This is a genomic window from Vibrio lentus (genome assembly GCF_002875945.1).
Lineage (GTDB): Bacteria > Pseudomonadota > Gammaproteobacteria > Enterobacterales > Vibrionaceae > Vibrio > Vibrio apostichopi.
In genome coordinates, this window is the sequence record NZ_MCZK01000101.1 from 221,834 (window position 1) to 245,331 (window position 23,498).

At 44.4% G+C, this 23,498-nt stretch carries 19 protein-coding genes; 7 read left to right on the plus strand and 12 right to left on the minus strand.

Features of this window, described 5'->3' with window-relative positions:
• Positions 1-144: 144 nt before the first annotated feature.
• A complete protein-coding gene (locus BCT49_RS08580) occupies positions 145-1,437 on the plus strand; it encodes a sensor domain-containing diguanylate cyclase (RefSeq protein ID WP_102434876.1) in 1,293 nt (430 codons plus the stop codon).
• Between the two features lie 160 nt (positions 1,438-1,597).
• On the opposite strand, the gene BCT49_RS08585 is transcribed toward BCT49_RS08580, so the two are convergent.
• Entirely contained in the window at positions 1,598-2,422 is an 825-nt protein-coding gene (locus tag BCT49_RS08585; RefSeq protein ID WP_102434877.1) for a DUF2797 domain-containing protein, read from the minus strand.
• A gap of 303 nt (positions 2,423-2,725) precedes the next feature.
• Between BCT49_RS08585 and BCT49_RS08590 the strand changes: the two genes are divergently transcribed.
• Together BCT49_RS08590 and BCT49_RS08595 are read left to right on the plus strand one after the other, a co-directional pair.
• Positions 2,726-4,021, plus strand: coding sequence for a GGDEF domain-containing protein (locus BCT49_RS08590; protein ID WP_102434878.1), 1,296 nt, complete (start codon positions 2,726-2,728; stop codon positions 4,019-4,021).
• A 122-nt stretch (positions 4,022-4,143) separates the two neighbouring features.
• Complete coding sequence (locus BCT49_RS08595; RefSeq protein ID WP_102434879.1) at positions 4,144-4,494, plus strand: GlpM family protein; 351 nt, start codon at positions 4,144-4,146, stop codon at positions 4,492-4,494.
• A gap of 357 nt (positions 4,495-4,851) precedes the next feature.
• On the opposite strand, the gene BCT49_RS08600 is transcribed toward BCT49_RS08595, so the two are convergent.
• The 3 genes from BCT49_RS08600 to BCT49_RS08610 all read right to left on the minus strand — a co-directional run bounded on the left by BCT49_RS08600 (position 4,852) and on the right by BCT49_RS08610 (position 9,123).
• A complete protein-coding gene (locus BCT49_RS08600) occupies positions 4,852-6,222 on the minus strand; it encodes an SLC13 family permease (RefSeq protein WP_102434880.1) in 1,371 nt (456 codons plus the stop codon).
• Between the two features lie 245 nt (positions 6,223-6,467).
• On the minus strand, positions 6,468-7,220 hold the full coding sequence (locus BCT49_RS08605) for a SanA/YdcF family protein (protein ID WP_102434881.1): 753 nt from the start codon (positions 7,218-7,220) through the stop codon (positions 6,468-6,470).
• A gap of 214 nt (positions 7,221-7,434) precedes the next feature.
• Positions 7,435-9,123, minus strand: coding sequence for an NAD-dependent malic enzyme (locus BCT49_RS08610; protein ID WP_102434882.1), 1,689 nt, complete (start codon positions 9,121-9,123; stop codon positions 7,435-7,437).
• Between the two features lie 184 nt (positions 9,124-9,307).
• On the opposite strand from BCT49_RS08610, the gene BCT49_RS08615 reads away from it, so the two are divergent.
• Together BCT49_RS08615 and BCT49_RS08620 are read left to right on the plus strand one after the other, a co-directional pair.
• Positions 9,308-11,707 carry a helicase-related protein gene (locus BCT49_RS08615; RefSeq protein WP_102434883.1) on the plus strand — a complete coding sequence of 800 codons (2,400 nt, stop codon included), beginning with the start codon at positions 9,308-9,310 and terminating at the stop codon, positions 11,705-11,707.
• 203 nt (positions 11,708-11,910) lie between these two features.
• Positions 11,911-12,288, plus strand: coding sequence for a transporter (locus BCT49_RS08620; protein ID WP_102434884.1), 378 nt, complete (start codon positions 11,911-11,913; stop codon positions 12,286-12,288).
• A 207-nt stretch (positions 12,289-12,495) separates the two neighbouring features.
• Here BCT49_RS08620 and BCT49_RS08625 read toward each other — a convergent pair whose 3' ends face one another.
• The 7 genes from BCT49_RS08625 to BCT49_RS08655 form a co-directional block, all read right to left on the minus strand.
• Positions 12,496-13,599 carry a phosphoribosylaminoimidazolesuccinocarboxamide synthase gene (locus tag BCT49_RS08625; protein WP_017110912.1) on the minus strand — a complete coding sequence of 368 codons (1,104 nt, stop codon included), beginning with the start codon at positions 13,597-13,599 and terminating at the stop codon, positions 12,496-12,498.
• A 307-nt stretch (positions 13,600-13,906) separates the two neighbouring features.
• A complete protein-coding gene (locus tag BCT49_RS08630; protein ID WP_102434885.1) occupies positions 13,907-14,314 on the minus strand; it encodes a SulA-like leucine-rich domain-containing protein in 408 nt (135 codons plus the stop codon).
• 337 nt (positions 14,315-14,651) lie between these two features.
• Positions 14,652-14,840, minus strand: coding sequence for a hypothetical protein (locus tag BCT49_RS08635; protein WP_017078672.1), 189 nt, complete (start codon positions 14,838-14,840; stop codon positions 14,652-14,654).
• A gap of 165 nt (positions 14,841-15,005) precedes the next feature.
• Entirely contained in the window at positions 15,006-16,136 is a 1,131-nt protein-coding gene (locus BCT49_RS08640; RefSeq protein ID WP_102434886.1) for a tetratricopeptide repeat protein, read from the minus strand.
• Positions 16,137-16,293: 157 nt separating this feature from the next.
• Positions 16,294-16,962: an OmpA family protein gene (locus BCT49_RS08645; RefSeq protein ID WP_065111151.1), complete on the minus strand. Its 669-nt coding sequence runs from the start codon at positions 16,960-16,962 to the stop codon at positions 16,294-16,296.
• 114 nt (positions 16,963-17,076) lie between these two features.
• Positions 17,077-17,766, minus strand: coding sequence for a DUF2786 domain-containing protein (locus tag BCT49_RS08650; protein ID WP_029223537.1), 690 nt, complete (start codon positions 17,764-17,766; stop codon positions 17,077-17,079).
• A 221-nt stretch (positions 17,767-17,987) separates the two neighbouring features.
• Complete coding sequence (locus BCT49_RS08655) at positions 17,988-18,671, minus strand: DUF3334 family protein (protein ID WP_017106717.1); 684 nt, start codon at positions 18,669-18,671, stop codon at positions 17,988-17,990.
• 222 nt (positions 18,672-18,893) lie between these two features.
• Between BCT49_RS08655 and ydiJ the strand changes: the two genes are divergently transcribed.
• Both ydiJ and BCT49_RS08665 read left to right on the plus strand, forming a co-directional pair.
• On the plus strand, positions 18,894-21,929 hold the full coding sequence (ydiJ, locus tag BCT49_RS08660) for a D-2-hydroxyglutarate dehydrogenase YdiJ (RefSeq protein WP_102434887.1): 3,036 nt from the start codon (positions 18,894-18,896) through the stop codon (positions 21,927-21,929).
• Between the two features lie 67 nt (positions 21,930-21,996).
• A complete protein-coding gene (locus BCT49_RS08665) occupies positions 21,997-22,458 on the plus strand; it encodes a methyltransferase family protein (RefSeq protein WP_102434888.1) in 462 nt (153 codons plus the stop codon).
• 127 nt (positions 22,459-22,585) lie between these two features.
• Here the strand turns inward: BCT49_RS08665 and BCT49_RS08670 are convergent, their stop codons facing one another.
• Complete coding sequence (locus BCT49_RS08670) at positions 22,586-23,311, minus strand: DUF3581 domain-containing protein (RefSeq protein ID WP_102434889.1); 726 nt, start codon at positions 23,309-23,311, stop codon at positions 22,586-22,588.
• Positions 23,312-23,498 lie beyond the last annotated feature (187 nt).

Consider the following 23,498-nt stretch of genomic DNA (forward strand, 5'->3'; position numbering starts at 1 on the left):
GAATGAGAGACTTGTCTACTTTTGATAACTGGTGTTAGCGATAGAATTGTAGAGAAGCCTATATCAGTACGATATACTAGTTGTAATATTAATTCCCCCTAACGCGTGAAGGATTATGTGGAAGTGTTGGTAGGATATGTAGTTATGCTCCAGTTTGTGAAGTATAGCGAGAGTGCGGAGTTGGCCATGTCTTCAATAAATTTCGAATCCACGTACGGTGTAATAACTATTCAAGATATGAATGTGGTTAGTGTTGACGCTAATTATGCGCGCATCTATGGATACCCATCCCCCGAAGAACTGTTGTCTAAAATAGATAGCTTTCTGGATCTTATTCCAGAAAAGTTTCATGTCGCGGCCTATAAGAATTATCTAGAAACCGTCGGTGGTCAACGAGATCCTCAGGTTCATACTTTTACCAATGTTGACCGCAATGGCAGAGAGTTCACGGTGTTCTCTATTGATCATGTGACTGAGTGGCAAGGTAGGCCTGCGCTGCAAGTGACAGTCATCGATCTTTCTCCTGCGATTCAGCTGCAAAATGTGGTGCGTGAGCAAGACCAGATGTACCACGATATGATCATGCAATCAGGGCAGGGCATCTTGGTTCACCGAGATTTCAAACCATTGATGGCCAATCAATCATGGGTAAAACTGCAAGGCGGCGAGTCGATTGAGCAAGTCTTAAAGCTAGAATCCATCCTAGACTTAGTGCCACAGAAAGATACCCAAGGCATTCGTAGCCACTATCAAGCGATCGTGTCTGGTGAGTTATCGGGAACCAGCACGGTTGTTGAAAACATTGGCTTAGATGGCGTTCATCGGTTCTTCAATATTTACGATAATGCGATCACTTGGAAAGGTCAGCCAGCGGTTCAGGTGGTGCTCGAAGACGTGACTCAAAAGGTGATGTTGGAAAAGCAGTTGGTTCACCAAGCGAATTACGATGAAATGACCGACTTGCTTAACCGCAGGGCGATTTATGAATGGCTAAGGGAGCATCTTGTCTCTGATACTCATCTCGTGTGTATGCTGCTTGATATCGATGATTTTAAATCGATCAATGACACTTACGGGCACATGGTGGGTGACGAGGTAATTTGCGCATTGGCTGATATTACCAAGCGTAATGTCGAGGCTGTGGGCGGTGTTGCAGGTCGATGGGGCGATGAGGAGTTCATTGTCTTTATCCCTAATGCGTCATCTCAAGTGTCGCGTCAAGTCGCTGACCAGATCCGCCAACAGTTTCATCAAACCGAATTTAAGATTGATGAGCAGGTTCGTTTTAATGTGAGCGTGAGTATCGGAGTGAGTGATAGCCGAGCTTGCGAAGGAAAGGTTTCTATCGATGCGCTGGTTAACCTAACCGACCAATCTCTTTACCGAGCGAAAGCGGCTGGTAAGAATCGCGTGTGTGGCGATGTGGTTGCGCTTTAATTCCTTGAATTAATAACGGTTAAAATCGAAACGCATTCCTAACAAAAATGCCCTGAAGTGTTGGCTTCAGGGCATTGTTAGTTTTTGGTTATTAGCTAAACAGCTAAACAGCTAAACAGCTAAACGGTTCTCACTGTGAGAAACGCTGAAGTTCTACAAATTATGCAGACACTTCGACTTCGTAAGAGCCAAATTTACGGATGTTAATCACGCCCGTATCTAGGATTAGGTATTGGCCTTTAATGCCTTGAAGTACACCTGTCACCTCTGGGTTCTTATCAAAGTTGTGCGACACAATCTTCACTGGGTGCTGTTCTACTGGGTAGCTGAGTGAAGTGATGTTCTCACTTAAGATCTCGATAGCATCGTCACCAAACTTCCCTCTGATCTCTTGGATTTTATCCTCAACCAATGGCAAAAGTTCTTTGGCTTTTTCTACCAATTCCATATCGTCACCATCGCCTTTTAGCAACGTGCGCCAGTTGGTTTTGTCGGCAATGTGTTTTGCTAACTCAACTTCAATCAGGCCAGAAATCTGACGTGTTTTCACTTTCAAGATTGGCAGGCCTTGAGTGGCACCTTGGTCAATCCAGCGAGTCGGGATTTGAGTATGTCGAGTGATACCCACTTTCAGGCTTGATGTGTTCGACAGGTAAACGAAGTGATCAACCATGCAGTTCGCTTCGCCCCATTCAGGCTCACGACACGTGCCTTCATCGTAATGGCAAGTCTCTGGCTTCATGATGCACATGTCGCAACTTGCTAGCTTTCTCATGCACACAAAGCAGTGGCCTTGAGAGTAGCTTTTCTTGGTTTTCTTACCACACGAGCAGCAAAAAATATTACCGGTGTGAGTGAGGTTGATGGTTTTACCAATCAGAGGGTTTAGCTCTACAAACTCTTCACCGACAGGTAAACGGTAGGTAACCGCACCATCAAGCGAAGCACTCATTTTCTTGAGTGTTCCTTTTGCTAATAAAGACATGACATTACTCGTTGTATTTTGATTATTATTTCGTCGACTCGGACGCTCTGTAAGCAGGCGCTACGGTTAACGATGATTATGCGATGAGTATAACAAATAGAGCCTGTTTTTATACGCAATATTACTTGATTCTCGGCGTGAATAATTGGCACTAAATATGTGCATAAAAATATAGTATGACATTTTGTTCGGGCGTGATATAACGTTTTTTAGTGAATTGTTGGAATAAAGATCACCAATTCACCTAACTTATTTTTTATCGTGAAATCCCAACCATAGGGATATTAAGCCGGAAGCTTTGACGTGAAGTGGATCCATAAGATTGTTATTTTTCTCGTTATCACAACGCTTGCCATTGTGCAGTATTACCGTGTGAGCGGGAATCGTGTGATAACGGCCATTACGCCTGATAAGTATGAATTTATCGCGACCAGCGATCAGGTGGATAGAGGCGTTAGTACGTCCCAATTATCCTACGAAAATGGGCAGTATATTCTCGACTGTGAGCTTAAAGAGTCTGAGTATCCTTGGCCGTATTGCGGCCTATCGATTCGTATCAACCCAGACATCACCGCGGGTCTTGACCTTTCCCAGTACCACACCTTTAGAGTGAATATTGATTACCATGCGGAAGCGGATTCTAGCGGCCGTTTAAGAACCTATCTACGCAATTATAATCCGGCTTACTCCGTTCCTGACGACGAGTACACGCATAAATACAACGGCATGGAATTTTCGCCTGGCGTGGATGGCGGAGTTATTGAAATTCCGATTGGTAATTTACAAGTGATGACTTGGTGGCTCGCTGATAACGATGTCGCGCTAGAGCACTCTGCGCCTGAGTATTCGAACGTCAACATGGTGGAATTCGCGACTGCATCGGGTGCCAAGCTTGGCCACCATCGAATTGTCATACGCAGTATTGAGTTCGAAGGCTCGTATATCACGGGTGAAAGCCTGTTTATGATCTTGCTGTTTGTCTGGGTCGGTACGGGCACCGTGTTCTTGCTTTCTGAGCTGCACATTTCCAGAAAACGTATGGTGATTGCAGAGAAAAGGCATCATCACTTGAAGAACGTCAACCGAGCATTGCGAGAGCAAAACTTTGAGTTTTCAGAGATGGCTCACCGAGATGAGTTAACAGGAATACTTAACCGACACGCGATTCGTGATTGGTTGAAGATGCAGTCTCAGTATGTGAAACAGGGTCATGGAAAGCTGAGCATGTTGTATCTGGATATTGATTACTTTAAGAGTGTGAATGACAAATACGGGCACCAGATGGGCGACCATATTTTGCGTGAGTTCAGTATGGTGGTGGGCAGTTCGATTAGCGCGACAGATAAATTGGTGCGCTGGGGCGGTGAAGAGTTCATCGTTTTCTGCCCAGAAACGGAGGCCGGAGAAGCACAGATTAAAGCGGAACGTATTCGATTACTGGTTAGCCAACACCTTTGGATTCATGGCGATTCGCTCACGTGCAGTATTGGTATTGCCGAGATGAAGCAGGAGAGGGTGACAGAGACGATCGCCCGCGCCGATGAAGCCTTATATCAAGCCAAGCACTCAGGACGAAATCAGGTGATCTTGAGTCACTAATCTGAAAATTGTTTTGATTACTTTATAAGCCACACGTGCATATGTGACGTGTGGCGTTTTTATGGGCGCTATATGAGTTTACCCTCTAGAGCCTTTGTTGGTTTGTTGGATAACGTATTGAAATGATTTCCCTGTTCTTTAAATGTTTGCTTGGTGCGGCTGCGGTTTTACTGATTGCACTGTTGTCGAAGAGTAAGAGCTTTTACATCGCTGGCTTTGTGCCGTTGTTTCCCACTTTTGCTTTGATAGCTCACTACATTGTTGGCACTGAACAAACCATGGTGGAGTTACGTACCACAGCGTTATTTGGCTTGTTTTCGCTTGTGCCATACGCGGCTTATCTTGGTGCGGTTTATGTGTTCAGTTATCGCTATAACTTGGTATCAACACTCTCATTAGCCACTGTCGTTTGGGTTATGTGCGCTTCTATGCTGCTGTTAGGTTGGACGCGCTTAGTACCCAGTGCGATTTAATCATGGGTGAGCGGGTGGATTTGTAGATCAAGTTGGCTGTGTCGTTCGGCTAAGTAATCTAAGCAACTCGGAAGGCTATAGGTTAGAAACAAAAAAGGTGGCGAGGAGCCACCAAAAGGGAAAAGCGTTTTATTGTTTTTTGAATGCCCGCTCAGTGCTTTCTGTTCGTTGAGCAGATATTGCTCGTTCAACAGATCTTGTTAGTTAAGCAGATCTTGTTAGTTAAGCAGATCTTGCTGGTTCAGCAGATCTTGCTAGTTCAGCAGATCTTATTAGCTGAGCGGGCATTTTTATTCTGGCTGAGCCGGGGGAACTGCAGCCAGTTTATGTGGAGCTTTACCTACAACGCGTTCGTGCTTACCAGAAAATCCAAGCGAACAGTGTCAGTATTAAGATACAAACTAGGTTCAACACCATACCGATTCGCATCATCTCTTTCTGCTTGATGTGGCCAGAAGCAAATACAATCGCATTAGGCGGTGTCGCAACTGGCAGCATGAAGGCACAAGAAGCGGCAACAGCAATCAGAGCTGACAAGATAACTGGCGACATACCTAGTGCTTCAGCAATGGTTGCGAATACAGGAACAAGCAGTGCAGCACTGGCAGTGTTACTTGCGAATTCAGTCAGGAATACCACGAACGCGACGACTGCAAGAATAGTAAGAAGAACGCCTGCTGTTTCTAAAAAGCCACTTAGAGAGTGCGCTAGGAATACGCTGGTGCCTGTCGCTTTAAGAATGTTACTTAAACAGATACCACCACCGAATAGGATTAATACACCCCAGTCTGTAGTCTTCTCAACATCTTTCCATTCTACTGCTCTAGAAGCGCCAAGCAGTACAATTGCGCCAATCGCAACCAAACTATCAAACTTAGAGAATCCGCCGATCATTGCGTTGATTGGCTTACCGAATATCCAAAGCGTTACCGTTAGAAGGAAGATAGACAGTGTGATTTTCTTGCTGTTTGTCCACTCAACAGGGGCGTGGTCTAGCTCGAATTTGTGGTCAAGCTTTGGCTTAGTCATCACATACAGAATAATCATAGCAACTGGCAGTAAGATCATCGTGATCGGCAGGCCAAGTGCCATCCATTCCGTGAAGCTCAAACCCACTTCTGCAGCTGCGATTGCGTTTGGAGGGCTACCTACCACAGTTGCAATACCACCGATTGATGCACAGTAAGCGATACCTAATAGCACGAAAACGTAGGTGTTGCGGTCTTCACTTTGGTCGACTTTGTTCATGATACCTAGAACAAGAGGCAGCATCATCGCAGTGGTCGCTGTGTTTGAAATCCACATCGATAACCCAGCACTCACACCAAATAGCATGAATACTGCCACCGACATTTTGCCTTTCGCGAGCATCAACACTTTGTCGGCAATCGCTTTATCGAGCTCTTGTTTGTTGAGCGCGGCGGCAAGGGCAAAACCACCCATAAATAGGAAGATGATTGGATTAGAAAAGTTAGCCAAAGCAGCTGGCGTGTTAAATACACCGAACAACACAGCGAGTAACGGAACCAGCAGCGCAGTGATGCTGACGTGGATCGCTTCGGTTAACCATAAGATAGCCACAAATACGAGAATACTTAGGCCAGTGTTCACTTGTGTTTCGAAAGGGAGGGTATTGATCAAAAGTGCAAATAACGTGAAATTGCCGATGAGTATCATGCTGTTGCGGGTAAACAACCAATGTTTCAGTGTAGTAACAAGTGCCGTCATAAGACGCTCCTTTTGTTTATCCTCGTTTTATTGGTGCACCGACTTCATTGAGTGGTGCTTATTATTTTCGAGGTATCTTGATTTCAAGTTATACCGCTCTCAAAGTAAAAAGCTTCGAGGTGTATGGCTTGATGTAGGGTCAGACTTTGTTGGGAGAATGTTACTTAAGTTAATAAAGGCGTGTTGGTGTGTTTTTGTGTAACAGTGGGGAAGTGTGAGGCAACAAATTTAAAATGTGTAGATTTCTACACATCGGTATCTGCTGGGTCTGCAATTGGGCTAGGAATCGGGGGTAATTCTTGTTTTGGGTTCGGCTGAATCGGTTCTTTTGGCCCTAAAAATTTGGGTGTCGTGCCCATAATGTATAGGTCAAGAAACGCTTTGGTTCGGGCAAAAACTTCTCTTAAACGTATTGAGATACCTGAGTGGTGAGTTGGGCCGGAAACCGCCAAACATTGCGCATGAATATCATAAGAGTTTGCGATAAAGAGCGCTCTTTCACAGTGGAATTTTTGAGTGATGATCAGGAAGTTATCAGTATCAAATATCTTCTTCGCGCGAACAATAGAATCCAAAGTGCGAAAGCCAGCATAATCCAGATTGATACGTTCGTCGGGGACACCTGCTCTCAATAGGTCGCGTTTCATCGTCCAAGGTTCATTGTAAGAACGATGAGCGTTGTCGCCACTCAGCAGGAATTGATTGACCTTCTCACGATCAAACAGCTCAATCGCGGCCTCAATTCGATATTTGTAATAGTCATTGAGTGTTCGGCCTAAATATTTGCTGGTGCCAAGCACAACGGCCACTTCGCGTTCAGGTACTTCATCGATCTCGTAGATGATGCGATCTTCTGCCTGCCATGAAACCCAATAATCGATCGCAATAACCGCAGCGCTGCCCACCAGAAAGACGAGGAAAGAGCCATACAGAAAACCTTGCAGTTTCTTGCAAGCCTTAAGTAAGTTGTTGCGGATAATTTGAGAATCGAATTTCACTCTCGGTAAGGTCCTTTGACTGAGCATTATTTTTTGAGTGCTCGATAATACCAAATAAAAATGAGAAAAATCAGTTAAAAAGACAAGACAGTGTAAAGAAAAAAGCCCCTGCAATTGCAGAGGCTCATATAAGAGTCGTTAACGCTCTTTATTCAAAGCGCAGTACGCATTATTCCAAGCGCAGTACGCTTTATTGAGAGAGCAGTACGCTTTATTAGAATGCAGTACGCTTGTAGCGACGGTAAACCGGCTGCCAGAAGTGCTGGTCAATCGCTTGTTGTAATGCTTCTTCAGTGATTTCTAGTGCAACACCTTGTTCAATCGCTTTCTTACCAACGGCAAGAGCAATCTTTTTCGACACGGTGTGGATCTCTTCCAATGGTGGAAGTAGTGCGCCCGAACCATTGATAGCCAGTGGAGAACACGTTGCAAGCGCACGGCTTGATTCCATCAGCATTTCATCAGTAATGCGTGAAGCATTCACAGCCAATACACCAAGGCCAATACCTGGGAAGATGTAGCTGTTGTTACACTGAGCGATTGGGTAAGTAGTACCGTTATGAGTTACTGGCTCAAACGGGCTACCTGTCGCTACAAGTGCTTGTCCATCAGTCCAACGAATAATGTCGTTTGGTGTCGCTTCAACACGGCTTGTTGGGTTTGATAGTGGGAACACGATAGGGCGTTCACAGTGAAGGTTCATCTCTTTGATGACTTCTTTGCTGAACAGACCTGGAGCGCCAGATACACCAACCAGTACAGTCGGTTTAGCATGACGAACAACGTCAAGTAGAGAGAAACCAGTACCGTCACTTTCCCAATCTTTGGTGTTCGCATTGGTTTGTACTAGGCGTTGTTGGAAATCAAGTAGGTTTTGCATGCCTTCTTGTAGAAGACCCCAACGGTCAACCATGTAAACTTGTGAACGTGCTTTCTCGTCGCTGATACCTTCAGAAACCATTTGAGCAATGATAGCTTCAGCAATACCACAACCTGCAGAACCCGCACCTAAGAAGGTGATGCGTTGATCTGAAAGTTTGCTGTTTGCTGCTTTACATGCTGCAAGTAGAGAACCAACAGTAACCGCTGCTGTACCTTGGATATCATCGTTGAAACAACAGATGCGATCTTTGTAACGTTCAAGCAGTGGCATTGCGTTCTTTTGTGCGAAATCTTCGAACTGAACTAGAGCATCTGGCCAACGACGTTGAACTGCTTGGATGAACTCTTCAACGAATGCATCGTAATCCGCACCTGTGATACGAGGATGACGCCAGCCCATGTACATTGGGTCTGCAAGACGTTGTGGGTTGTTCGTACCAACATCGAGTACGATTGGTAGCATGTAAGCTGGGCTGATACCGCCACAAGCTGTGTAAAGTGCGAGCTTACCAATTGGAATACCCATACCACCGATACCTTGGTCTCCCAAACCAAGAATGCGCTCGCCATCCGTAACCACGATAACTTTAACGTTGTGGTTTGTCGCATTATTCAGTAGATCATCGATACGGTCGCGGTTCGGGTATGAAATAAACAGACCACGGCCACGACGGTAAATATTTGAGAAGTTCTCACATGCTGCGCCAACCGTTGGCGTGTAAATGATAGGCATCATTTCAGAGATGTGGTTTTGAACTAAACGATAAAAAAGCGTTTCATTTGTGTCTTGGATGTTACGAAGGTAGATATGTTTATCCATATCGCTTTCGAAGTTACAGTATTGCTTGTACGCACGTCCAACTTGCTCTTGGATTGTTTCCGTTGTCTCAGGTAACAAGCCTTCAAGGTTAAAAGAGCTACGTTCTTCAGCAGAGAATGCGCTGCCTTTGTTTAGAAGAGGAGTACTAAGTAGAGCGGGACCTGCATACTGGATATATAGAGGGCGTTTATCGTTGTTCATTGGATGCCTAATATGGGAGAAAGAGTAACTGAAAAATGATAACGGTTTAGTTATTCAATTGTAAATAGTTTCCCTCCGATCTTAGCAAACAAAATGATAATCTTACTTATGTCCCACACTTCTCGAATTCTCACGCCATAATTCGTTATACTTCGCTCACACTTTTTCGTTAGTTACCCTCTGTATGTCATCACTCCCCATCGATTCTTATCAAAACACTTTCCATGAACAACTCTCCAATTCTCATCTTGTCGTCGAAGCTGAAACTGGATCGGGCAAATCAACACGTCTACCGATTTGGGCATCTGAGCATGGTCGAGTCTTGGTGGTGGAACCGAGAAGAATCGCCTGTACGTCATTAGCTAAATATCTCGCGCAGCAGTCGGGTGAAAAACTGGGTAGCAAGATCGGCTATGCGATTAAGCTTGAATCGGAATACAACGAGCAAACCAACGTTGTGTTTGTCACTCCCGGTATCGCGCTACGTTGGTTATCAGAAGATGGACTGGCAAATTTCGATGTCATTGTTGTCGATGAATTTCATGAAAGACGTTGGGACATTGATCTGTTGGTGGCGATCCTTAAACAGAAAGCCAGTCATCGTTTGGTGATCACGTCTGCCACCATCGAAGGGGAACGTCTTGCTCACTATTTGAATGCGAGTCGGATAAGCTGCGAAGGTCGCACTTATCAAGTGGCGATTGAACACCGAGCAAATGAATCGAGAGCATTACCCGATATTCGACACTTAGAGCAACGCGTCGCTGAAGAAATGAATCATCAGCTCATTGCATCGCACGGCGATATGTTGGTTTTTCTACCGGGTAAAAAAGAGATCGTGCAATGTGAACAAGCCTTGGCAAAGAATCCAGATATCCAAGTGGTGAAATTACATGCCTCGGTCAGTGATAAAGAACGAGATCTCGCGTTGTCTGGTCGTAATATCGATACTAGCGCCCACACCAATACCGAAAACAGCGACTGTTTGCGAAAAGTCATTCTTGCGACCAACGTGGCAGAAACTTCGTTAACCATACCCGACATTGGTGTGGTGATAGATTCAGGATTGGAAAGACGCACCGTTCAACGCAACGGCAGAACCACACTGATGCTTAAATCCATATCACGCGCCAGTGCCAAACAACGAGCTGGCCGCGCGGGTAGGGTAATGGATGGTGTCTGCGTTCGTCTATATGGCGAACATGCTGCATTAGAGTTAGTCACGCCTCCTGAACTGCAGCGCGAAGAATTAACAGAACCTATGTTAGCCGCGGCATGTTGTGGAGCACCACTTGAAAGCCTGTCTTTCCTCGATTCAATCCCGGAGAAATCACTAAACAGTGCAACTCAAATCTTGCTAACGATGGAAGCGATTAATACTGACCATCGAATTACAGAGCACGGCAAAAAGCTTTACCCGCTGCCGATTGATGCTTTGTATGCCGACATCGTTACTCGAATCAAAACCAAAGCACTTAAAGAAGCCATGGTCGATCTCACAGCTGCGCTTTCCGTGCCTGCCCGTTTGTATCAGTTGCCGAACAATGCAGAACATCTTGAAGCACTCGCTCAACAAGAAAAAGAAGGCTGTGACTTATCTTTACTCATCCAGATTGTCCGTGGTCGCGAATATCCGCATCTAGAAATAGACCAACAAGCACTGAATGAAGCGCAAGGGTTGGCTAAGCAAATGCGTGAGGTGTTCGAACTTCCTCAGTTAGAAGTCGCGTCTCGCTATCAACGTACTGCTTTACTTGAAACCATCATTCAGCTGCATCCAGAACTGGTGTTCGTACGCAGACTGAAACGAAAAGAAGCCTTTGCTAATGGAACGTTAGAGGTGGTGCTCGGTCGTCAGAATCGTTTCCCGGATAATGCACAAGCGATGTTGGTGCTCGACACGCACAGCTTGCCGGGAAGAGGCGTTAAGCAAACACTGACCCTAGCGACAGTGACTGCGCCTGTTCCTTTAGAGGTCGTCGTTGAAGCGGAGTTAGGTGAATGGCAACAAGGTGAAACCGTGGTCAATGATGATGGCGTCTTTACTGAGATGGACTTGGTGTATGCAGGCCGCACGATTGCGACTAAGCAAGTCGCGGCTGAAGGTCAGTTGTCATTAAAGCCGATTGTCGATCTTGTCTTGAGTGGCGTTCAGCTCCCCGGTTTTTCAGAGGTTCGTGCTCGAGAGATCAAGCATTGGCAACTGTATGTGAAGCTTGGGCTCGATGAAGAGACAAAATATACCCCTGAGATCGAGCAACTGAGTTTTGAACTATGGTTTATAGAGCAACTCGAAGTGTTAGGTGTGACGGATGTCAGTGAGCTAGAAATGTTTGAACATTCTGATATCCCGTTTGATGGCATTCCCACATGGGCTTACTCAGAGTTCTCGGACAAATATCCGTTTTCATTGAGCCTTGCCGATTTACAACTAGATGTTGAATACTTCCCCGCAAGAAAACTGATTTACGTTCATTATCAATCGGGTAGTCGGAAGTTATCCCCAAAACGTTGGGAACTGCCAACATGGTCTGGGTGGCGTATTCAGTACAAAAAAGCGAGCCGGATAATTGATATCAAATAGATGGATAAGTTTTATCTCTAAAATATTAATCAAATAGGCGCATATATGATTTTTCAGTGCTTATTTTGTTACAAACTTGATTTTTATATGCCTTTTTAACCAATCAAAAGGTCATAAAAGACCATTCTTCTATATCCTATTGCTATAAAGAAAGAGTTGATAGATATTGAGTATATTGTGTTGCCAAAGTGTCGGGGGACATCATGGATAAACAGGAAGAGACGCGTGTAGAGTTCGATTACACAACATTTCTTGGCGCCTCATGCAGTAAAAAATGGACTTTTCTGGAAGCACTCACCACTATTGCCCCAGTGTTCAGTACCGTCTGGCGAGATAGCATTAAAGAGCTGGGCACTCCAGAGGATCGCTTATGGCAGATGGCATTGAAATCAATGTCTACACGTAAAAGCGATGAATCTAATATTGTCACTTTGCTTAAGCTAGCAAAGTTAGAAGGGATCAATGAGCTGAAAGTTGTGATGCCATATTCGCTTGAAGATGAGCAAATTGAGTATATTGAATCACGCAGTCATTTGGTGATTGCAGATAATTCTGGTGAAGAGTTCACTATCAAGCTTTGAGCATCAACTAAACTTTGATCATCAACTAAGCTTTGATTACTAACGTTCACGGTTAACGATAGTCATTTAATAGCTTTAATGAAATGTACATCGTAAAAAGGGCCTCAATATTGAGGCCCTTTTAGTATCTGAAATTTGTGCTTACTCGCTAGCTTATTAGCTTATTAGCTTATCAGCTTATCAGCTTTCTAGCTTGCGATTAGTCGACTAATCAATTAGCCCGTAATCGGCACGAAGCACATCAATGATTTCTTGTTTTGGATTGTCGCTTAATACAATCTCGCCACCGGTGATTTTCGCTGCGATATCAAGGTAAGTACGAGAAAGAGACATCAATGCATCCAAAGGAAGTTCATTGTCACGAGCTAGAGCTTCACGCTCTGGCATGCGTTCTTTGTTCAACAGAATGTCTGCATCAGGGAAGTAGTTAAGTAAGAACTGACGGAAACCTTCTTTCGAGTTCTCGACGATGTTGCCCTTGTTGTACTCTTGAGTATCCCAAATACGAGATGAGTCTGGAGTACCTACTTCGTCCATGTAGATCAGCTTTTCTTTACCTTGAGCATCGTTCACGTAGCCGAACTCAAACTTGGTATCGACAAAGGTTTGATCGACGTTTGCGAGTGCTTGGCTAATTACGTTGAAGCCTTCTTTTAGAAGTTTCTCGTAATGCGCAATGTCACTTGCTTGAGTAAAGTTGAACGCTGCGAAGTTGTCTTCGATGTTGTTGCGAGTGATGTTCACATCGTCAGCTTCTGGTACACCAGGAATTCCTTTCAAAATCCCTTTTGTAGAAGGCGTGATTAGAAGCTCAGGTAGCTTTTTGTCTTTCTCAAGGCCTTCAGGCATCTCGATACCGCAGAATTCACGTTCGCCGTTCGCGTATGCACGCCACATAGATCCTGTGATGTATTGGCGACAAATCGCTTCGATCATGACTGGGCGAGCTTTTTGTACAATCCATACGAATGGGTGAGGGATATCAAGAATATGACTGTCAGCAAGGCCGTTGTCTTTAAACAATTTGAACCAGTGGTTAGAGATAGCATTCAGAGCTGCTCCCTTACCAGGAACACCTTTAAGATTACCTTCACCACGCCAAATACAATCAAACGCAGAGATACGGTCACTGATCACCATGATGGCTAAAGGCGCATCTGGCGCTACATTGTAGCCTTTCTCTTTAATTAGTCGTTGGCTATCTTCTTCAGTTAACCAGTAGACCGAACGAACCTTACCACTGTGGACAGGTTTATCAGTACGGATTGGTAGGTCATCATTTACGGCAAGAACTTGATCAGCAAGGCTCATTTAGACATTCCTATCTTTTATCAAACGTCATACAGAGAAGTGCGGTGTGCACATGATTAGACGGGCATTATACCCAATCTACTATTTGCTTCCAGATAAAAAGCAAACGATTGCTAATTCTATTGATCAAATAAAAACCCCCGCCTAACTATTCGCTAGAAAATTAGCGAATTGTAGGGCAGGGGAAGGCAGTATGTTTGGACTGGTTTTGGAGCCATGCTGTCAAGTTAACTTAAGTTTGTTAGCTAAAAGATTGAGCTATGTTTCTGTGCTAAATTGTTAAGCCAAATTGTTAAGCGAGGCTGGCTTAGTGAATACGCTCTGAAGTTTCATCAATGAAGAACACTTCGCATTGAAAGCGTTGGCCTAACGTTCTTAGGTATTGTTGGCTGAATGAGTCGATAGACGTACTCGCAACGATTGCGCTCGCGTTTCCTGAGCGTATTGCTTTCTCGACTGTTTCTACTTCATTCATTTGGTTCGACGCTTTCATATGGATAACTCGCTCGCAGCAAACATTGTGTTGCTTAAGCTGCTTAGCAGATGGCCTTGGCGTTTGAGCAGTAAACAGCAACCATTGATGTTGATTGGACAGCAACGCCATTCTTGCGAACAACGCTTCCTCGTTTGAGTTTTTGCTTTTACGAGAAATTGATGTAAATGCGCAGTGAACTAGCGGGCTAGAGTGTTGGGCTTTAACGTGTGCTTGAATCATTTTGCTGTCCTTATATACATGCTGTATGTGTATACAGTAGTTTTTGTTGCTTATAAGATCAAGCAGTTTTTGTGGGATTATTGGTCGTTTTCTTGCGGATGAGTAACTGGTTTTTATTTAAGTTATTGATATTTAATTGAAAGTTAAATTTGACTGATTTTTCTATTTTGTCTCATAAATTGAAAAAATGTGATTTCTATACAGGTGTATACAGTAGTTTTTACAGAAAAGTACTGTATACACATGTATAGAAGATAAGAAGATAAGAAGATAAGAAGATAAATCCCAGATACAAAAAAAGCGCCTTGGGCGCTTTCTTATATTTCAACGGTGTTACTTATCTCAGTGTCGCTTGGGAGAGTTTTGTTCTCATTTCCATTTCACCAATATTGAACTGGCGAACATCAATGGTTGCAATATCATTGCACTCTTTACATGCATGATGACACTTACCATCTAGGTAGTCGTGCTTTTTTACTAGGCTTGGCTTTTTGCACCAATCACAAACGCCTTCTATTGTGAACATATTTTCTCCTCACCTGTTTAAGTCAGGTGTATTTTCGGCGCAAATTATGACACAAGTAAGACCCATTAGTTAATAGTTTGTTACCCGTTTTTGAGAGGGGGATCGATTGCAACACTAATAAAATCGGTATCTTTGCGATCTTGGAAAATGAATATGTGTAGTTGTTTACGGTTTTGTAACATTTTGTAAAATGGTTTTTAGCGCATTGTTCAAACGTTTCATTTCTTCGTCACATCCATGACCGTCAGGGTGATAGATTTTAGAGAGTTGTTTGTATCGAATCTTAATGCTTTTTTGGTCAGGAATAGAGCTAGGTGTGTACCCAAATAGAGCGCAGGCTACTTGCAAAGCATTCAGACCTTTGTTGTTTTTCTGCTTCTTCAATTCGTTATAGATGGTTTGAAGCTGGCGCTTTTGCTGCTTGATTGTGAAGTCTTTCGCACTAAGCTGCGCTTCAAGTGTCTGTTGCTGCTGATTCAACTCACCAGACTTCAGAACCTGTCTCTTTCGCGAGATCACCAGAGTCGCGCTGATACTCAAGGTCGCAATCAGTAGGGCCAACGCAGCACCAATCATATAGTCAGAGCTGGTTAGATTAGAACTGGTGAGGTTAGAGCGTGTCGCTTGGTTAGATTGCATTTGGTTAGATTGCACTTGCTGAGATAGCCCCTGACTGGTGTCTATTTCAGAGCCGATGCTGTCATCGAGCTGTTCTATTGAAGATATCTGCTTGGCACGCTGTTGGTTGAATTGTGCTTCTAGAACGCGATTGTAACCCTCTTCTGCATTAGGATTGTCTTTTAAGGCCGCTTCATACCATAACTGCGCCGCATCTAGCGGTTGCAGTAGCTCTTTATCAAGTGAGGATTCATAGATCTTTGCCACCTCATTGGGAGCGCGCTTGTTGCCTTGTAGCGCTGCTTTGATGAACCATTCCAAGGCAAGCTTGTTATCTTGCTCGACACTTGTCCCCGCCAAGTACCACTCACCCAGTTTAAATTGTGCATCTGCATTGCCGTTATCCGCTGACTGCGAGTACCAATAGAATGCGTCATCGATGTTTTTAGGCACGTCAGTACCCAGTTCATAAGACTGGGCTAATTGATACTGAGACACTGGGTTTTGAGGTTGTGAGTCTTGAGGTTGTCGATCTTGAGGTGGTGACGCTAACGAAAGTTCAGCACTGCTTTCAGCATGAACGAAATGTGGGGTGAACAATTGTATCGTAGAAAAGACTAGGGCTAGAAATAGAGTTCTAAGAAGTGACGATGACCAGAAGTTGGATAAGATAAGCAAAAGATAAGTCTCGTAAAAAAGCCCAGTGCCGATGTATCAGGATGAATACGCTATGTGGCTGAGTGTTAAGTCGTAACGCTTAAAATAAGCTATACGAATGACAAGCAACTATATAGTGGTTAATTCAATAGATAAAGGTAACTGGGCTTTAATCGTGCTACTTAAGCGGCAAGATTTGAATTTCTACGCGACGGTTACAAGCGCGACCTTGAGACGTGTTGTTGTCACATAGAGGGTAACGTTCACCGTTACCACGTGCAATGGCACGGCCTGCAGCGACATCTTGAGAAATCAAGAATGCACGAACAGATTCAGCACGACGCTCAGAAAGGATTTGGTTCGATGATTCACTGCCAGTGCTGTCAGTGTGACCTTCGATCACTAGGCTAGTGTCTGGGTATTCAACTAAGATACGAGCAACACCGCGAAGTGTGTTGTGAATGCTTGACTCTAAAGCGTAAGAACTTGATTCGAAGCCAATGCCGTTTTCTAGACGAAGTAGCAGTTGATTTTCGCCAACACGCTCTACTTGAACGCCAGAGTTCATGAGCTCTTCACGAAGTGCCGCTTCTTGTCGATCAAAGTAGTAACCAATACCACCGCCAACAGCTGCACCACCTGCCGCGCCAATCAGTGCACGTTTACCACGATCTTTAGAGTTGTCACCAGTAGCAGCACCAGCAACGGCACCAGCGATTGCACCAATTAGAGCGCCTTGAGTTGCAGAGTTAGTCTCAGATTCGCCAGTTGTAGCGTTTTGGCGTTGAGTTGCCTGACAACCCGTTAGAGCGACAGTAAGCGCGAGGGCTAGTGTGATTTTTTTCAACGTATTTCTCCATCATGTACTTCTGTCAAACATATAAGTAACGAATGACAACAATTAGTCCTGTAAGTCTTAATGATGGTTTTTATCAATACGTTGAAGCAATGTAAAGTGGCACTATGATTTAGTTATCTTTTTAACTGCTTGGGCACCGCCAACTGGACGATTAACAGACAACTTGCGACCTTTTTTCAAACCAACTTCGTAGTCAGCAGTGAGGTTTTTCATCGCTTCTCTTAGTTGTTGTTTGAAGGTTTCACGGTCAATATTTTCAAATTCTTTATCAATGTAGTTATTGATTTTGTTGTTTGACTCGTCGTCCGGGGTAATGGTTGGCAACTTTTCAAGCGCACCTTCTACCCAGCCAGAAACGTAAGAATTTACGCGACGAGTGACTTCGAGTGAACCTGTACCTGATCCCGCAAAGCTGTTTCTGAATTGGCCGGTATGCTCGTTCAATTCACGATAAATGATGTCGAAAGCAAAGGCAGCAAAGATAGCGCGGTCGGCTTCACCAATGAATTCCACACGCTTAAGGCCTTTGTGGTTCAGTAATACGGCTTCTACACCAAACTTAGTGTTGATACCACGAATAACGCGCAGCAGAGTAGAGCTGATGTTTGCCGGCAACAGGTGACTGGATTGAGTTTTCCCCATTTTGATAAATTCAATATCGTCTTTCTCGAGACCATATTTCAGCATCAAGTTATGCGCCATCTTTATTGCATTGGCTGCTTCGTTGACGTTCGCTGAATTTCCAAGCTCAAGACACTTGGCTATTTTCTTTAGGGCTTTTTTCTTATCCATCGACTACTTAATCATTACCGCAAATTTTGAAAAGTCCGACATTTTACATGTTTTGTCAGGTAACAGAAAGCCCAAACTGGTTTGGATCGTATTAAAAGGGCCCTGATGGGAGTGTGGAAGGCGATCTAGAGGGGCAATGTTGAGAGGCAATAAAAAACGCCATCAAGAGCATTGATGGCGTTAGTGACACAATTTTTTATTATGGCTAGAGCTTTAGCAAACTAGATCCCAAGTTCATCGAGTAGATCTGCTGCTGCATCGTTACCTGAGCTTTGTGCTGGTTTGTTCGCTTCTTGCATTTTTTTCTGAGTCGCTTCAAGAATGCTATCTGGACATTCGTCTTCAGCGATTTCAAATTCTTCCAATTGGATGAATTCTGTCTTATCCATTGCAAGCTCAAGATAGAAGATGTTGTTGTTTGCCGTCGAGAAAGTCACGCGGCGAGCTTGTGGACGATCGAGGTTAGTATCAACTGAAAGGTTCACTTGCTTGTTCAGTGCCAGCATTTTCGGTTGGTTTTGCGTGATGTTGGTTTGCAGTTCCTTGCGAATTTTGTTCGTGAAATCACCAACCAGTTGGTTCATTAACTCGCCCAAAACATCGCCCACTTCGTCAGACGTGTGAAGCACTGCTAGCTCATCTTCTGGCATGCCCATGTTACGCATGTAATTGGTATAGATCTCTAGCGCTGCTTTAGACGTAAAATTGATAACAACAAGACCAGAAAAGCCGCCGTCAAATAAAACGAAGCAACCAAAATCTGGTTTAAGACTGGTCTTGTTAATCTTTTGCACCATAGCTGAATAGGACACCTGAGAAGCCGTCGCTGAAGTGAGTACGCTTGAGACTGATTGGCATAGCTTAAGAAGAATATCTTCAGTTGTGACTGTTTTGTTTTTTTTCATTGTTATGTGCTCATGGAGATGTCTTAAACAAAATGTTATTCAGTATATCGCGACTGAATTAAGACGAAAGTGACTATTTCTCCATTCTTGCATTCAGATTCTGATTTGATCATCTTTTTATATGATCTTAATAGTAGTAAAGTGACGAAATTCAAAGAAAATTATTAAAAATCTCAGATAACCCAATGCTGATAGGATCAGCGAAGTAGGGGCAGGAAGCAAATGTTACCAAGACTTCAACTCAATGCTGATGTCGATCCAGTTGTCGTACGCTTTTTAGATGAACTAAAAAGCGCGGGCTTTACTGGCGACATTGAGTCTCAATATTCGAGCCGTTTGGCCGTGGCGACTGATAACAGTGTGTATCAGCAATTGCCGCAGGCGGTCATTCTTCCTAAGACAACAAACGATGTTGTTCTGATCGGTAAAGTGGGTGCTCAGTCCGCTTACGAACGAGTGACTTTTTCACCTCGTGGTGGTGGTACCGGAACCAACGGTCAATCGTTGACGAAAGGTGTCGTGGTTGACATGTCACGACACATGAATAACGTTCTTGAAATTAACGAAAAAGAGGGCTGGGTGAGAGTTCAGTCTGGTGTCGTTAAAGACCAATTGAACGATGCTGTGCGTCCCTACGGTTACTTCTTCTCTCCAGACCTTTCAACCAGTAACCGAGCAACCTTAGGCGGCATGGTTAATACCGATGCTTCTGGCCAAGGGTCTTTGAAGTACGGAAAAACCTCTGATCATGTGTTGTCACTGCAAGCGGTATTCGCAGATGGTTCATGTCTCGAATCTGATTTATCACACGGTTTGCCTGCTGAAGGTGAATTTGCTCACCATGCACTTGCAGTCACTGAAGCCGTTTGTCGAGACAAGCGCGCTCAAATCCTCAATAAATTCCCTCCGTTAAACCGCTTCCTTACGGGCTACGACCTGAAGAATGCGATCAACGAAGAAGATGAAAGCTTTGATCTTACTCGTGTCCTGTGTGGCGCTGAGGGTTCATTAGCATTCATTACGGAAGCAAAGCTGAACCTAACGCCGATTCCAAAAGCGCGCACACTGGTTAACGTGAAATACAACACGTTTGATTCAGCACTGCGTAATGCTCCGTTCATGGTAGAAGCGAAAGCGTTATCAGTAGAGACAGTCGATTCAAGAGTATTGAACCTAGCGAAGCAAGACATTGTTTGGCACACCGTGAGCGACCTGCTTATGGATGTTCCAAATAAAGAGATGCTTGGCATCAACATGGTTGAGTTTGCAGGCCAAGATGAAGCGGAAGTTGAACAGCAAGTTCAAGCGCTGACCGCGCAACTTGAAAGCATGCTAGAAACTGAAGAAGCGGGTGTGATTGGCTTCCAAGTGTGCAGCGACTTAGCGAGCATTGGCCGAATCTACAACATGCGTAAAAAAGCGGTGGGTTTATTAGGTGCGGCGAAAGGCCGAGCTAAGCCAGTCGCTTTTGCCGAAGATACCTGTGTGCCACCGGAAAACTTGGCTGACTTCATCTCTGAATTTAGAGTACTGCTCGATTCAAAAGAGTTGAACTACGGCATGTTTGGCCACGTTGATGCAGGCGTACTACACGTTCGTCCGGCACTTGATCTGTGTGACCCGATGCAAGAAGCACTGATGCACGAAGTCTCTGATGAAGTGGTTAAGCTGGTGGCGAAATATGGCGGCTTGATGTGGGGTGAGCACGGTAAAGGTTTCCGTTCTGAGTATGGCCCTGACTTCTTTGGTGAAGAGCTGTTTACTGAGTTAAGACGTGTTAAAGCAGCATTCGACCCGCACAACAAGATGAACCCAGGTAAGATCTGTACGCCATTAGAAAGCGACGCGGAATTGGTGAAAGTGACCGATACCAAGCGCGGTTTCTATGATCGTCAGATCGACGTTCAAGTCCGTGACAGCTTTAAGCAAGCGATGGAATGTAACGGCAACGGTCTATGTTTCAATTACGATACTAGCTCGCCAATGTGTCCTTCGATGAAAGTTACGGCTGACCGTCGTCATTCACCAAAAGGCCGCGCAGGCTTAGTAAGAGAGTGGTTGCGTCAGTTAACGGAACAAGGCGTCGATATTCTCGATTTAGAGCAAGAAGCGCTGAAGGACAATACTCCGGTTAAAACCATGATTGAGCGTGTTCGTAACACAATGAACAAACGTCATGAATACGATTTCTCGCATGAAGTTCACGAAGCGATGAACGGTTGTCTTGCGTGTAAAGCGTGTGCGAGCCAGTGCCCGATTAAAGTTGATGTGCCAAGTTTCCGTTCTCGATTCTTGAATATCTATTACTCACGCTACCAACGCCCAGCAAAAGATTATTTAGTGGCGAACATTGAAACCATGCTGCCGCTGATGGCGAAAGCGCCAAAAGTAGTGAACGCTGCATTGGGGCAAAAATGGATACAAACCGCAACGGCGAAAACAGTTGGCTATGTCGATGCGCCGTTGATGTCAGTGCCTACGCTAAAAAATCGTCTGGCGAGCAAAGAACTGCAACTCTTCGATCTTCAATATCTAGAAGGGCTCTCTTCTGACCAGAAGAAACAGCATGTGTTGATCGTTCAAGACCCGTTTACTAGCTTCTATGATGCAGAGGTGGTTGAAGACTTCGTTACCTTGGCTCAGAAGCTTGGTAAAACTCCGGTGCTTTTGCCGTTCAAACCGAATGGTAAAGCGCTGCATATCAAAGGCTTCTTAAGTCGTTTTGCGCGTGAAGCGAAATCAACCGCTGATTTCCTGTCGATGGTGGCTGATATCGGTATTCCTTTAGTGGGTGTCGATCCTGCTCTGGTACTTTGTTACCGCGATGAATACGTAGAGATCTTGGCTGACAAGCGTGGAGACTTTGATGTGCTGACGGTGCACGAATGGTTAATGCCATCGTTGGGTGAGTTTGAAGCGCGTTCTGCAAGTGAAGAGATGTGGTACTTGTTTGCTCATTGTACTGAGAAAACCAAGATGCCGAACGCTGAAAAAGAGTGGGGTGCTATCTTTAAACACTTTGGTGCTGCGCTGACCAGCGTTCCTGTCGGCTGTTGTGGCATGGCGGGCACCTTCGGGCACGAAGTCGATAAGCTACAAATGTCGAAAGATATATACGGTCTAAGTTGGAAGCCAAGGATGCAAGACTTACCGAAAGAGCGTTGCTTAGTGACGGGTTATTCCTGTCGAAGCCAAGTGAAGCGTTTTGAGGGTGAGAAGCTTGCCCACCCATTACAGGCGCTAGCCAAAATTCTTTAATACATTTAGCCCAGCAATTGCTGGGCTTTTTTCTAAACTAACAATGGAATTGTTAATAAGGAAAGCTATGAGATTTCTAGAGTTAAAAGTACCACCCGTTGCACTGTTCATTATTGTATTCATAGCCTCGTACTTCTGCGCTCAGGAGTTGAGCCTAGGGACATTGGCACTGCCATATAGAATGGTTGTGCTCGGTATCGGGATTGTATTGAGTGGCGTCATTGGAATATCAGGCATATGGGAGTTTCGAAAACAGAAAACCACCGTTAATCCGGTCAAAGTCGAAACTGCATCGTCAGTCGTGGACAGTGGTATCTTTGGCTACACGCGAAACCCAATGTATCTAGGGCTATTCATTCTACTGTTTTGCTTTGGCTACTTCTTCCAAAACCTGTTCAGTGTTTTGCTTAGCTTTGCATTCGTGATTTACATGACTCAGTTCCAAATCAAGCCAGAAGAACGCGCTCTAGAGCAATTATTCGGTGCGGAATATGTTGACTACAAACAAAAGGTTAGACGCTGGATTTAAGCCTAGATTGAGTGGGTTGGTGTAAACGGAATCGAAATAAAAAAGCCCAGCTTGAGGATATCAAGCTGGGCTTTATTGATCTTGTTCTTGAGCTATTTACATCACGTGGTGTAAATAAGGATGCTGATTAAGCGGCAGCTGCGAACTGAGCTAGAAACATCTCTTTACGCTCGTTGAAGCGGTTTACTAGGTCGTCGACAGAAGCTTGGTCGTATGGCTTAAGGCCACTTGCTACCATGCGCTTCACGCCTTTACCGACAACTTCACCGTCTTCTTTGAAATCGAAGTTCAGTGTCACGATGCCACGCTTGCCTTCAACATCAAAAGTTGCACCAGAGAATTCAACTTCTGGGTGAGATAGGTCTAGGCGAGTAAATTCAACTTCCATGCTCTCGTAAATTACAAGAGGACGTTGGCAGTTGATCATCATCTGTTGTTCTTCCATAAGAGGAACCATGATGTGTGGGAAGTTCATACCAGAGAACTTAACGTAGTTTGTTACTACGTGCTCGATGAATGCTTGGTCGTGGCTCTTTTCACCTTCACAAGACATGTGTAGGTACTCTTTGCCTTTCTCGTCAACCAGTGAGCTTTCTTTCTCACACTTGTTGTCAACGCTAAGCGCAATACCGTTACCAACCATACCAGAAAAATCAAAACACATTTTTTGGCTGATGCCTTCTTTTTGCAGAAGTACTGCAAACAAAAGATCGCCAGGCACGCAGAAGCGCTTGTTGTCTTCATCGTGAATTGGGTTGAAGTCAGCGGCTACTTTTTTAGCAAAGTGGCTAGCCTGTTCACGAGTGAATTGAAATTGATTGTCTTCAGTAGAAAAGTAAGGTGTCAGAAACATAGTATCGCTATTAGTCATCAAATCTGGGGTGGATTATAGCTAACTAACTTCGTTCTAATGGTCTATCCAGTTAACTTTGCTTATATATCAGTCAATTAGATAAATACGTTGGATGGTATGTGACGATTTTAAGGGAGATATGGCCTTTGGCTCAATGCAACAAGGGCTAATCGATAGCCCTTGTTTA